The 12,519-nt window shown below is 68.5% G+C and carries 12 protein-coding genes; 3 read left to right on the top strand and 9 right to left on the bottom strand.

All coding sequences use genetic code 11. The features are described 5' to 3' along the window. Positions 1 to 20: 20 nt before the first annotated feature. Positions 21 to 698 carry a molybdate ABC transporter permease subunit gene (gene modB / locus CAL12_RS12645; protein WP_086064757.1) on the bottom strand — a complete coding sequence of 226 codons (678 nt, stop codon included), beginning with the start codon at positions 696 to 698 and terminating at the stop codon, positions 21 to 23. 12 nt (positions 699 to 710) lie between these two features. Next, on the bottom strand, positions 711 to 1,466 hold the full coding sequence (gene modA, locus CAL12_RS12640; RefSeq protein ID WP_086064756.1) for a molybdate ABC transporter substrate-binding protein: 756 nt from the start codon (positions 1,464 to 1,466) through the stop codon (positions 711 to 713). A 192-nt stretch (positions 1,467 to 1,658) separates the two neighbouring features. Between modA and CAL12_RS12635 the strand changes: the two genes are divergently transcribed. Further along, on the top strand, positions 1,659 to 2,786 hold the full coding sequence (locus CAL12_RS12635) for an alpha/beta hydrolase (RefSeq protein WP_198298436.1): 1,128 nt from the start codon (positions 1,659 to 1,661) through the stop codon (positions 2,784 to 2,786). Between the two features lie 13 nt (positions 2,787 to 2,799). Here CAL12_RS12635 and CAL12_RS12630 read toward each other — a convergent pair whose 3' ends face one another. The 4 genes from CAL12_RS12630 to CAL12_RS12615 form a co-directional block, all read right to left on the bottom strand. Beyond that, on the bottom strand, positions 2,800 to 3,630 hold the full coding sequence (locus tag CAL12_RS12630; RefSeq protein ID WP_232464790.1) for an enoyl-CoA hydratase: 831 nt from the start codon (positions 3,628 to 3,630) through the stop codon (positions 2,800 to 2,802). A 74-nt stretch (positions 3,631 to 3,704) separates the two neighbouring features. Continuing rightward, positions 3,705 to 4,673, bottom strand: a complete 969-nt coding sequence (locus tag CAL12_RS12625; protein WP_086064755.1) for an NAD(P)H-dependent flavin oxidoreductase — start codon at positions 4,671 to 4,673, stop codon at positions 3,705 to 3,707. A 55-nt stretch (positions 4,674 to 4,728) separates the two neighbouring features. Then, positions 4,729 to 6,228, bottom strand: coding sequence for an NAD(P)H-hydrate dehydratase (locus tag CAL12_RS12620; RefSeq protein WP_086064754.1), 1,500 nt, complete (start codon positions 6,226 to 6,228; stop codon positions 4,729 to 4,731). Positions 6,229 to 6,307: 79 nt separating this feature from the next. Continuing rightward, on the bottom strand, positions 6,308 to 7,069 hold the full coding sequence (locus tag CAL12_RS12615; protein WP_086067849.1) for a sulfite exporter TauE/SafE family protein: 762 nt from the start codon (positions 7,067 to 7,069) through the stop codon (positions 6,308 to 6,310). 191 nt (positions 7,070 to 7,260) lie between these two features. On the opposite strand from CAL12_RS12615, the gene CAL12_RS12610 reads away from it, so the two are divergent. Then, complete coding sequence (locus tag CAL12_RS12610) at positions 7,261 to 8,160, top strand: LysR substrate-binding domain-containing protein (RefSeq protein WP_086067848.1); 900 nt, start codon at positions 7,261 to 7,263, stop codon at positions 8,158 to 8,160. Continuing rightward, positions 8,157 to 8,456, top strand: coding sequence for a SelT/SelW/SelH family protein (locus CAL12_RS12605; protein WP_086064753.1), 300 nt, complete (start codon positions 8,157 to 8,159; stop codon positions 8,454 to 8,456). Before CAL12_RS12610 ends, CAL12_RS12605 begins: the two co-directional genes overlap by 4 nt. A gap of 88 nt (positions 8,457 to 8,544) precedes the next feature. On the opposite strand, the gene CAL12_RS12600 is transcribed toward CAL12_RS12605, so the two are convergent. From CAL12_RS12600 to CAL12_RS12590, 3 genes are read right to left on the bottom strand one after another with little or no spacing between them, the layout of a single operon-like run. Beyond that, positions 8,545 to 9,915, bottom strand: coding sequence for an MmgE/PrpD family protein (locus CAL12_RS12600; protein ID WP_086064752.1), 1,371 nt, complete (start codon positions 9,913 to 9,915; stop codon positions 8,545 to 8,547). Between the two features lie 44 nt (positions 9,916 to 9,959). After that, a complete protein-coding gene (locus CAL12_RS12595; RefSeq protein ID WP_086064751.1) occupies positions 9,960 to 10,988 on the bottom strand; it encodes a tripartite tricarboxylate transporter substrate binding protein in 1,029 nt (342 codons plus the stop codon). Between the two features lie 27 nt (positions 10,989 to 11,015). Continuing rightward, positions 11,016 to 12,434 (bottom strand): MmgE/PrpD family protein, encoded by a 1,419-nt coding sequence (locus CAL12_RS12590; RefSeq protein ID WP_086064750.1) that lies wholly within the window; start codon positions 12,432 to 12,434, stop codon positions 11,016 to 11,018. Positions 12,435 to 12,519 lie beyond the last annotated feature (85 nt).

The raw sequence follows: 12,519 nt of genomic DNA, 5'->3' as shown, positions 1-12,519 counted from the left end.
GTCCAGTTCTGTCGACGCGCTCACGCCCTGCTCCAGGGATCGCGGCGCCGTGCGTAAAGCAACAGCAGGATCAGGAAGGAAAGCACCACCATCCCGGCCGCCAGGATGTGCGCGCGGCCGTATTCCAGGGCTTCGACGTGGTCGTAGATCTGTACCGAGACCACGCGGGTGCGGCCGGGAATATTGCCGCCTATCATCAGCACCACGCCGAATTCGCCCACGGTGTGGGCGAAGCCCAGCACGGCGGCGGTCAGGTAGCCTGGACGCGCCAGGGGCAGCGCCACGGTCACGAAACGGTCCCAGGCACCCGCACGCAACGTGGCGGCGGCTTCCAGGGGCCAACGGCCGACCGCGCCGAAGGCATTGTGCAGGGGTTGGACCACGAAGGGCAGCGAATACACCAGCGATCCCACCACCAGGCCGGCAAAGCTGAAAGGCAGGGTGCCGATGCCCAGGGCCTGGGTCAGCTTGCCGACATAGCCGTTCGGTCCCATCGCGAGCAGCAGGTAAAAGCCGATCACCGTGGGCGGCAGCACCAGCGGCAGCGCGACCACCGCGCTGACCGGGCCGCGCCAGCGCGACGAAGTGCGCGCCAGCCACCAGGCGATGGGCGTGCCGATGACCAGCAGCAGGCAGGTGGTCAGCGCCGCCAGCTTCAGCGTCAGCCAGATGGCGGCGGCGTCCTCGCTCGTCAGCATGGATGTATCGTCTTAGCGCTTGTAGCCGAAGGAAAGGATGATTTTCTCAGCCTCCGGGCCTTTCAGGAAATCGACGAAGGCCCGCGCCGCGGGATTGTCCTTCCCCTTGGCCAGGATGACCGCGTCCTGGCGGATCGGCTCGTGCAGGGATTCCGGGACGACCCAGGCGGATCCGCCCGTCAGCTTGCCGTCCTTGTAGACCTGGGACAGGGCGACGAAGCCCAGCTCGGCATTCCCGCTGGCGACGAACTGCTGCGCCTGGCTGATGTTCTGGCCTTCGACGATCCTGGGCCGCAGCGTCTCCAGCAGCCCCAGTTTTTCCAGTGTCTGGATGGCGGCCAGCCCATAGGGCGCCGCCTTGGGGTTGGCGATGGACAGGTGCGCGAAACCGCCCTGTTTCAGGACCTTGCCATCCTTGTCGACGTAGCCTTCCCTGGCTGACCAGAGCGCCAGCGCGCCTATGGCGTAGGTGAAGCGGGTGCCGGGCACGGTACTCTTTTCCTGGTCCAGCCTGGCGGGCGTGCTGTCATCGGCCGCCAGGAATACCTCGAAGGGAGCGCCGTTCTTGATCTGGGCGTAGAACTGGCCGGTGGCGCCATAGGCCGCGACGACCGTATCGCCGGTCTTTTTCTGGAATGCATCGGCGATCGCCTTCATCGGCGCGGTGAAGTTGGCCGCCACGGCGACCTGGACTTCGGCGGCGTGGGCCATCGTACCGGCCAGCGCGGCGCACAGCCCAAGGGCCAAGGGGATCATACGCAGCTTCATTGGAACTCCCATCGTTATGTTCAGCGGTATACGACGGGCGATATAGTACGCCAGATTCAACGCCGCCGGCCGGGGGTTGGCGCTCGCGGCGCCATTGCTGTCTTTTAGAATCGACTTCGTTGCCGATGTGGCGTCGCGTGCGTGTATCCCTCGCTCGCCGCCACCCGCCCACGCCGAATCAGGTTATCCACCATGCCGATTGCCCGCCCGCCAGCCTCGCCACCCAGCCGCCCGCATCCGCGCGCGCGCCGCTGGCTGCGGGGCGCCTGCGTGCTGGCCACGCTGGCGCTGGCGGCCTGCAGCACCAGCTTCCAGCCCATGGGCCCGGCCAGCGCCACGCCGGCGATCGACGGCGACACCCTGGTGTCCGTCGATGGGGCGCACCTGCCCTTGCGCAGCTGGCAGCCGTCCCAGACGCCATGGGCGGCCATCGTGGCGCTGCACGGGATGAACGACTATTCCAATGCCTTCGACCAGGCCGCCCGCTACTGGGCGGGACAGGGCATCGTGACCTATGCCTATGACCAGCGCGGTTTCGGCGCCGGTCCCAGGCCGGGTATCTGGGCGGATACCGCCACCATGGTCGCCGACCTGAACGCCGCCGTCGCCGCGGTGTCCGCCGCGCATCCCGGCGTGCCGGTATACGTGTTGGGCGAGAGCATGGGCGGCGCGGTGGTGGCGTCCGCGCTGGGCGGTCCGCCGGCCATGGGACAGCGCGCGCCGCTGTCCACGCATATCGCCGGCGCCATCCTGTCGGCCCCCGCCATGTGGGGCCGGGAGGTCATGAATCCGTTCTACCGCTTCACCTTATGGCTGGGCTACAACACCGTGCCGGGCATGGAAGTCGAGCCACCGCGCGGCCTGAAGATCATGCCGTCCGACAACATCGAGATGCTGCGCGCATTGGGCAATGACCCGCTGGTCATCAAGCGCACGCGCATCGATGCGTTGAAAGGGCTGGTGGACCTGATGAGCAACGCCGAAGACGCCCTGCCCGCGATCCCGCCGAACGTTCCGCTGCTGGTGCTGTTCGGGCGGCACGAACAGGTGCTGCCGGACAAAGTAGTCACCGAAACCCTCCACCGCATCGAGAACGCCCCCATCGACGCGCGTCCACGCGTCGCGCTTTACAGCGACGGCTACCACATGCTGCTGAGAGACCTGCAGGCCGAGATCGTCTGGCGCGACATCGCGGCATGGATGCGCGCCCCCATGGTGGCCGCCTTGCCCAGCGGCGCGGAACAACACTATCCGACCGCGCAAACGCCTACCCCCGCCCCACGCGCCACCCAGGCCTACGCCGGCGGCACCCGGCCTTGAGCCCACGCATCTGCTAGGCGAAGCGCGGTGGGCGCTTTTCGGCGAATGCGCGGGCGGCTTCGTGGTGATCGGGCGTTTCCATGCAGCGAAGCTGCCGCCAGCATTCGCGGTCCAGGACTTCGTCCAGGCGCAGATGGGCGGCTTCGTTCAGGTTGTCCTTGATGTGGGCGATCGCGGCGCGCGGGCCCTGTGCGAGTCGGGTGGCGGTGTCCATGACGGCGGTTTCCAATCCGTCCGGTTCGAAGACGCCATTGAGCAGCCCCAGCGCCGCAGCCGCTGGCGCGTCCAGCATGGGTGAGGTCAGCAAAAGTTCGCGAGCCTTGGCGGCGCCGACGAGGCGCGGCAGGAAGTAATGCGCGCCGAAGTCGCCCGACAGCCCGACGTCGACGAAGCCGGTCCGCAGGCGGGCGGTCGTGTCCGCGTAGCGCATGTCGCAGGCCAGGGCCAGGCTCAGGCCCGCGCCTATCGCATGGCCGCGGATCATGGCGATGGTCGGCTTGGGCATGGCGTGAAGCAATTCGCTGATGCCGGTGCGGCGGCGCAGATCGCGCAAGCGGACTTCGAACGGCGCGGGCGGCGCACCCACGTTGCTGGCCATCCGCACGACGTCGCCGCCGGCGCAGAACGACGGACCCGCGCCCGTCAGCACGACGGCGCCGATTTCGTCGTCGCGCGCGGCCGCCTGCAAGGCCACCAGCAGGCTCTCGTACAGCGGCAGGCTCAAGGCGTTGCGGCGTTCAGGCCTGTCCAGCGTCAATACCAGCACGCCGCCGCGGCGTACTTGGCGCAGGCATGGGTCGGCGGCGGGCGCCGGGTTGGCCACGGCGGTTTCGGATGGAATCACGTCATCTCCTTGATTAGCGTTTCGCGAGGGCTTGGGTTGCCATCGGCGCGCCACGGTTGCATGTATCGCGGCGGTCAGCCGACCAACCCGCACAAGCGGTCTCGCACCAGGCTTTCGGCTTCGGCCATGATGCGCTGTATGAGCGCCGCGCAGGTGGGAATGTCGTCGATCAGGCCCTGCACCATGCCGACGGTCCAGATGCCGGCTTCGGTATCGCCTTCTTCATAGACACGCCGGCCCTTGGCGCCCGCGATCCTGGGCCCGATCTGGTCGATGCCCGCCCCGGCCCTTTCCATGTCGATGACGCTCTGCGCCAGGGCGGATCGCGCCACGCGGTTGCTGTTGCGCAGGCTGCGCAGAATCAGGCAGGTATCGGTCTCGCTGTTTTCCACGATGGCCCGCTTGATATTCTCGTGCACCGGCGACTCCTGCGTGCACATGAACCGCGTGCCCATATTGATGCCCTCGGCGCCCAGCGCCAGGGCGGCCACCAGGCCGCGCGCATCGCCGAAGCCGCCCGACGCGATGACGGGTATGCGCAGCCGCGCCACCGTCGCCGGAATGAGGATGAGCCCCGGCAGGTCCGACTCGCCCACGTGCCCCGCGCATTCGAAGCCATCGATGCTGACCGCGTCCGCGCCGATCTGTTCGGCCTTGACCGCATGGCGCGGCGTCGTGCACTTGTGGATGACCTTGATGCCGGCGGCCTTGAAGGCCGGCATGTGGGCCGCCGGGTTGTTGCCGGCGGTCTCGACGATCTTGATGCCGCTTTCGATGATGACGTCCCGGTAGGCCTCGTAGGGTACCGGCTTGAGCGTGGGCAGGATGGTCAGGTTCACCGCGAATGGGCGATCCGTCATCGACCGCGTACGGCGTATTTCGTCATGCAGGGCCTCGGGCGTGGGTTGGGTCAGCGCAGTCAGCACGCCGAGCGCGCCGGCATTGGATACGGCCGATACGAGTTCGGCGCGGCCGACCCACTGCATGCCGCCCTGCACGATGGGATGCTCGATGCCGAGCAAGCGGGTAATCGCAGTCTGCACGTCAGGTTTTCCTTGTCGGGTTTTACTTGCCTGGTTCTTCTTGTGGGCTTCGCCGTCACACGGGCCGCCCCCGCGCGTTGCGCTCGGGGTCCCCTGCTTCCTTGAGTCCGCGCAGCACGCCGGGAATCAGCGCGGGCAGGTCTTCCGCAATCAGACCAGGACCATGCGCCGTGGCCGCGGCGCCGTGTATCCAGGCGGCCGCGCATGCGGCGTCGAACGCTTCCATCCCCTGGGCGAGCAGGCCGGTGATCATCCCTGTGAGTACGTCGCCGCTACCGCCGGTAGCCAGATCCGGCGGCGCATTGGCGTTGATGGCGACGCGTCCGTCCGGGGCCGCGATGACGGTGTCGGCCCCCTTCAGCAATACGACGGCGCTGCTGCGCTGGGCGGCGCGCAGGGCACTGGCCAGCTTGTCGCCGGCGCGATCGAACAGGCGGCCGAATTCGCCTTCGTGCGGCGTCAACACGCAGGGTCCGCGTATGGCGTGGAAAAGCGTGCCGGACTTGTCGGTGAAGGCCGTCAGCGCGTCGGCGTCCAGCACCACGGCGCGCCGCGTGGCCAGCGCGGCCTGCACGTGCGCGCGCGTGAGGTCGGATATGCCCGCGCCGGGACCGATGGCGATGGCGTTCTTGCGGCTGTCCGTCAAGAGCTCCTGGAAGGCGGCCTCGTCCGCCACGGGCTGCACCATGATGCTGGTCAGCGCCGCCGCATAGACCGTCCACGCGGGAGTGGGCGCCGCCACCGTCACCAGGCCCGCGCCGATGCGGGCCGCCGCCAGCGCGGACAGCCGCGCCGCGCCGGTCATCACGTCCCCACCCATGACGACGGCATGGCCGCGCGCATACTTGTGGCCATCCAGGCGCGGCCAGGGAAAACGCCGCAGCCAGTCGGCGGGCGCGTTTTCGTGGACCCGCGGTTGTATCGTCTCCAGCACCGACGGCGGAATGCCGATGTCGGCCACGATCAGCTCTCCGCACAGCGCGCGCCCCGGCAGCAGCAGGTGGCCGGGCTTCTTGCGAAAGAAGGTGACGGTGCAGGCCGCCGGCACGGCCGTGCCGCGCACGGCGCCGGTGCCCCCGTCCACGCCGCTGGGCGTATCGACCGCGCAGACAGGCAGCCCGCGCTCCTGCGCCGCCTGCAAGGTGGCCGCCGCCAGGCCGTCGACCGGCCGCGCCAGGCCGGCGCCGAATATCGCATCGATGACGAGTGCCGCGCCTTCCAGCACCGAGGGCGACAGGGGAAGCACATCGCCGGGCCACAACGCGGCATGATGGGCGGCATCGCCCTTCAAGGCCTGCACGGTGCCTAGCAAGGCGACGGTGACCGGCCAGCCGGCGGCCGCCAGATAGCGGGCGGCGACGAAACCGTCGCCGCCGTTGTTGCCCGGCCCGCACAGCACGGCCACCGGACGAGGTGCCCAGCGGGCGCGCACCGCCCGCGCCACCGCCGCGCCGGCGTTTTCCATGAGCGTGGTCCCGGCATGCCCGGCCAGCATCGCCGCCTGGTCGGCGGCTGCCATTTCCTGGGGAGTCAGCAGCGCGTAATCGTCGTTCATCCGGGCCTCCGTCGTGATGCGGTGCCGCGGCCCGCGCCGCGACATCCTCAGACTTTAGCCTACCGATGAAGTCCCCCGCCTAGGCCAGCAGCAAATGCAGGCCCAAGGCACCGACGCCGGCGAAAAAGCAGCGGCGGAACACCGTGGCGCTGACGCGGTGCCGCAGCCACTGGCCGGCCAGCATGCCCAGCAGCGCCGGCACCAGCGCCAGCAGCGACGCCCAGGCTTCGCGCCCGCCGAGCTGCCCGCCATGGATCAGGTCGCCGGCGAGCGCGATGGTCGATGCGGTGAAGGCCAGGCCCATGGCCTGCACCAGCGCGTCGCGGTCCAGTCCCAGTGCCTGCAGGTAAGGCACGGCGGGGATCACGAAGACGCCGGTCACCGACGTGATCGCGCCGGTGGTTGCGCCCACGACCGGCCCGGCCCAGCGCTGCGCATCGTGCGGCACGTGCAGGCGCACGGCGCTCAAGCCGATGGCGGCATACACCAGCAGCGCCGCGCCCAGGGCGTGGCCCGCCCAGGCGGTTTCCCGGCCGGCCAGCCAGACGCCCGCCAGCCAGGTTCCCACGAACACCCCCGCCAGCATGGTCCAGAGACGCCGCAGCAGATAAAGAAACCGTCCGCCGGCGGCCAGCTGCCAGACATTGGTCACCATGGACGGGATGATCAGCAGGGCCGCAGCCTGCGGCGGCGCCATAGCCACGCTCAGCATCGCGATGGACACCGTGGGCAGGCCCAGCCCGATCACGCCCTTGACCAGACCGGCCACGGCAAAGCTGGCCATCACCAGCAGAATCAACGCAGTCCCGCCATCGCGGTAAAAATCGAACAAGGTAGCCATGCCGGGCATGATGCCCGCCGGCGCGATGCGCGGAAAGCGGTATTACACTGAGGCTGCCTTCGGCTGTACCGTAGGCAGGATCCGCCAGCGGAACAAAACGGCCCCGCGGAGGCCCGCGGACTCCCGAGAAATCGCGCGTAATGCCCGCGCGTAGCCACATCGGCCGCGCGCCCGACCTGCCGAGCCCACCCATGCGCTTCGACCTGACCGACCTCAGGCTATTCCTGAACACCACCGAAAGCGGCAGCATCACGGCCGGCGCGACGCGCACGCATCTGGCGCTCGCGTCGGCAAGCGCACGCCTGCGCGGGCTCGAAGCATCGCTCGGCACACCCTTGCTGACACGCGGCAGGCGCGGCGTCCAGGCCACGGCGGCGGGCCAGGCCCTGGCCTACCATGCGCGCAGCCTGCTGCAGCACGTGGACCGCATGCAGGAAGACCTGGGCGACTACGCCAGCGGTTTCAAGGGACGCGTGCGGCTGCTTTGCAATACGTCCGCGGTGACGGAACACCTGCCGGAGCCCCTGGGCGTTTTCCTGCTGCGGCATCCGAGCATCGACGTGGACCTGCAGGAACACCCCAGCCATCGCATCCTGCCCGAACTGCGCGAGGGCACGGCGGACGTGGGCATCGTCTCCGACGCCCTGGACCTGGGCGGCCTGTATGCCACGCCTTTCCGGCGCGATCGGCTGGTGCTGCTGGCACCGCGCGGCCACGCGCTGGGCCGCCGCGCACGCGCCCGCTTCCATGAGACGCTGGATCACGACCACGTCGGCCTGCCGGCCGCCAGCGCGCTGGGCATCTACCTGGACGATCACGCCGCGCGCATCGGCCGGTCGCTGCGTGCGCGCGTGCGCGTGCACGGCTTCGACGCGGTGGCGCGCCTGGTGATCCAGGGCGCCGGCCTGGGGATCATGCCGGAATCGGCGGCCCGCAGGTGGACACGCCGGGGCCAGACGCGCCTGCTTATACTGGACGAACCGTGGGCCGACAGGCGCTTGATGCTGTGCGCCCGCACGCTGGAGGCCCTGCCCAATTACGCGCGCGCCCTGATCCAGGCGCTGCAGCCCCAAGCCGGAGATCCCGTATGACTGCGACCGCCCCTGCCCGTGTGGCCATCACCTACTGCACCCAATGCCACTGGCTGTTGCGCGCGGGCTGGATGGCGCAGGAGCTTTTATCCACCTTCGGCACGGACCTGGGCGAAGTCGCGCTGATCCCTGGCACGGGGGGAATCTTCCAGGTGCATTGCGACGGCGCGCTGATATGGGACCGGAAGGCACAGGGTGGCTTTCCGGACGCCAAGGTACTCAAGCAGCTGGTGCGCGACCGGATCGACCCCGCCCGCGACCTGGGGCATATCGACCGCGTCCACGGTCGCGATTAGGGCCTGACTAGGGCCTGCGTACGGCCGGAATCCGATTCCGGCCAGGCCCGCTTGGTCGGCCGGAATCCGCTTCCGGCCTGGGCCAGGCCTACTTCATGTACAGCTTGCGCAGTTGCCGCGCGTCCTTCACCTTGTCGATGTTCCACAAGGCGTCCAGCAGCGCCACCGCCCTGCCCTTGCCCAGCACCGGCGCCAGCAGGTCCATGGCTTTTTCGTTTTCCTCCGCCGGGGTCAGCGGATTCTCGAAACTGCCCTTGGCCGCCATCGTCTGGCCGTGCAGCACGCGGCCGTCCTTCAGGTGCACCTCCATCACGCAGCGCCAGCGGCGTTGGACGTCGGTCAGCGACGGATCGCCGACGGCGTGCACGCGGTCACGCATCTTCAGCACCCGCGGATCCTTCATCCGGTCGAAGTCGTGCGCCGACTTGAAGGTCAGCTTGCGATCCAGCAGCATGACGGCCAGCAGATGCTGCACCGAGATATCCGGCATGGGCCGGTTGTTGACGATCTCCAGCTCCTTGTCCGGCATGTTGGCCACCACTTTCTCGACGTCGGCGGCGCCGAAGCCGTGCTCCGCCATCAGATCGTTCAGCACGTGCATGGGGCCCTGGATGGGCCCGCCGATCGGCCAGCGCTTGATCGACGCGCGCAGCATCTCGTAGTTCTTGCCCAGGTCGCGCGACAGGTCCTCGCGATCGTAGGCCTCGGGCGCGAACGTGTGGAAGAAATCCCGTTCGCCGGAGAAGATGTCCTCCACCCCGGTCCACCCGGCCGCCGCCATCATCGCCGCCTGCAAGCCGTTGTGGGCCGGCATGCCGCCCATGGCATAGGCTTTTTCGATATGTTCGGGATCGCGGAACATGGTGTACAGGCCCGCGGTCTGCTGCCCCGTGTACGACAGCATGTACCGCGCCTGCAACGGCGACAGCGCCAGCAGCGTGCCGGCCGCGGCGGCCGCGCCGAAAAGCTGCCCGGTCGCGCCGGCGTGGTGGCCCGAACGCAGGTAGGGCATCGGCTTCAAGGTCAGCAGCATGCGCGCGCAGACGTCGTAACCCAGCACGACGGCGCGCAGCAGTTGTTCGCCGCTCAGCCGGCCGCGCTCCGCGACCGCAAGCGCGGCGGGAACCACGCTGGTGCCGGGATGCGTCAGCGATGGCGGATGCGTGTCGTCGGTTTCGTCCGCGTGGCCGAACATGCCATTGGCCAGCGCGGCGTTCTGCACGGTGGTGACGATGCGCGTGCCAATCACGCCGGCCTCTTCGCGACCGCCCAGCGGCTTGACGTACTCGATGGCCTTCTTGCCGGGCAGGAGCCGCGATCCGGAGATCATCGCGGCAAAGGTGTCGACCAGGTGCAGCTTGGCACGGTCCGCCACCTTGGCCGGCACCTTGCGCGATGCCGCGCCCGAGATGTACCGGCTGAGCTTCTGCATGACAGCGGAGACTTCGTTGTTCTTCATCGAACTATCCTATGTGGGATTGCATGGAAGGCCGGGCACACGCCCTACTCCGCCTTGATATTCATCTTGTGGATCAGGTCCGCCCAGGTCGCGGTTTCGGTCTTGATGGTCTGCGCGAATTCCTGCGGCGTATCGATGCTGAGTTCCAGGCCCTGCTTGGCCATCGCGTCGCGCACGTCGGGTTGCTGGATGACCTTCTGCGCCGCCGAGGCCAGCTTCGCCACGATGGCATCCGGCGTCTTCGCCGGCACCAGCAGCCCGTACCACGACGTCACGTTGAAGCCGGGCAATCCGGATTGGTCCATGGTCGGCAGGTCCGGCGCGACGTCGGAACGCTTCATGCCCGTTACCGCGAGCGCGCGCAGCTTGCCTTCCTTGACGTGCGGCATGACGGCGGAAACGCTGCCGAACATCAGCTGGGCCTGGCCGCCCAGCAGGCCGATGGTAGCCGGGCCGCCGCCCTTGTAAGGGATGTGGGCGATGTCCGTGCCCGTGCGCGCCTTGAACAGCTCCCCCGCCAGATGCAGGGGGCTGCCCGGGCCGCTGGACGAATAATTCAGCTGCCCGGGCCTGGACTTGGCCAGCGCGATCAGCTCCTGCACCGTATGCACGGGCAGCGCCGGGTTGACCACCAGCACGTATTGCGCGGCCGCCAGCATGGTGACCGGCTTGAAGTCCCGCTGCACGTCGAACGGCAGGTTCTTGTACAGCGACGGGTTCATGGTCAGCGCGGTGTTGAATCCCATCAACACCGTATAGCCGTCGGGATCGGCCTTGGCGACGATGTCGGTGGCGATGTTGCCCGATGCGCCGGCTCGGTTGTCGACCACGATGGGCTGGCCCAGGATGTCGCTCAATTTGGGGGCCATGATGCGCGCCAGGGTGTCGGTACCGCCGCCCGGCGGGAATGGCAGCACCAGGCGGATGGGCCGCGCGGGCCATTTGGCTTCATCCGCGGCATGGGCCGGCGCGGCATGGGCCAGGCCGCCGACGAAGGCCATGGCGGCCATGGCGGACGCCAGCACCCGCACGACGCGTACAGGGGCGCCTTTCGCCCGAATTGCGAAATTCATGGTTGTCTCCTTGCACCCGTTGGGTTGTTATGAATTCGGTCCCGCCGCCAGCTCGCGCGTGATCTCCCGCACGTCCTTGACGTTTTCCAGGCCGCGCACCAGCGCGATCGCCCGTTCGGCCCGGGCCGCGGACCAGTGGCTGAATTCCGCGCATTCGCGGAATTTGTCGGCCACTTCGTCCTCCGACATGGGATTGGCCTTGTTGCCCTTGCCCGCATCGACGCGTTCGCCGTGGCGCGTGCCGTCGTTCAGCTCGATCTCCACATACGAGGTCACGATGTTGTGATGTTCGCGGGCGGCTTCCTCCGGCGTGAACGTGGTGTATTCGACCTTGGCGATGGCGGCCTGGACATCCGGCCGCATGACGTATTCGTCGTGGAACTGGTTCAGGCCGCACTTGCGCTCCAGCAACAGCGCCGCCAGGCAGAACTCCAGGCTGAACTTGGCCTGCAGTTCGGTGGTGGGACGATGGTGCAGCAAGGTGTGGTGGATGTTCTGGCTGGTCTTGACACGGACGCGCTTTACATCCGCCGGGCGCACGTCATGGCGCTTGACCAGCTCCAGCATCTTGGTCATGGCCGGATGCCCCAGGCTGCCCGTGGGAAACGCCTTGAGCCAGATGCCGCGATCGACGAAAGACCAGGGCTGCCCCAGCTTGTTCATCAGCCGAGGCGCCTCATAACCGCCGCCCAGCGCCTGGAAAAAGCCGCGCTTGGCCTCCAGGATGATGGGCGAGGCCGTAAAGCCGCGCTGCTGGAGATCGGCGGCGAAGATGCCGACTTCCGCCGAGCGGCCCGCGTGGAAGGGCTTGACCGACTGGCCGAAGTTTTCCTGCAGGCCGCCCGCCTGGCTGGCCGCGATGCCCAGCGTCGTGGCGATGCCGTCGGCGTCCATGCCGTACAGACGCCCGACCGCCGCCGCCGCGCCCAGCATCCCGCAGGTGGCGGTGGCATGAAAGCCGTGCAGGATGTGGTTGACATGCGTGGCGTCGAACAGGCGGCAGGCCACCTCCACGCCGATCTGGTAGGCCAGCAACAGCTCACGGCCCGTCGCGCCGCGCGCTTCGCCGGCGGCCAACACGGCGGACAGCACGGGCGCGGTCGGGTGCACGCCCTGGAAGCGGCCGGTTTCGGCCTGCAGGGTGTCGTCGTAGTCGTCGGCATGCATGGCGGTGCCGTTGGCCAGCGCCGCGAAGCGCGGCGACAGCTTCAGGCCGGTGCCCAGCATGGTGGCCGGGCCCGTGCATCCCAGATCCTGCAGATACCCGGCCAGCACTCGCCCGGGCTGCGATATCGCGCCCGGCAGCGCCACGCCCAGGGCGTCGAGGATGGCTTTCTTGCCCAGTTGCCGGACTTCGTCGGGGATGTCCTGTTCGCGCGTGCCGACCACGAATTCCGCCACATGGCGGGTCAATGGCGGCACGCCGGCGGCGCCGGTCGTCGTCATGCTCTGCTCCTTCCTTATCCGGCCGTCCGCGCGGGATCGCGCGGCGGCGCATTTTTGAATATGCGCGAAGAATGAAGAAGCCGGA

The organism is Bordetella genomosp. 8, assembly GCF_002119685.1.
Taxonomy (GTDB): Bacteria; Pseudomonadota; Gammaproteobacteria; order Burkholderiales; family Burkholderiaceae_B; genus Bordetella_C.
This window is presented reverse-complemented; position numbering and strand designations above follow the sequence as displayed.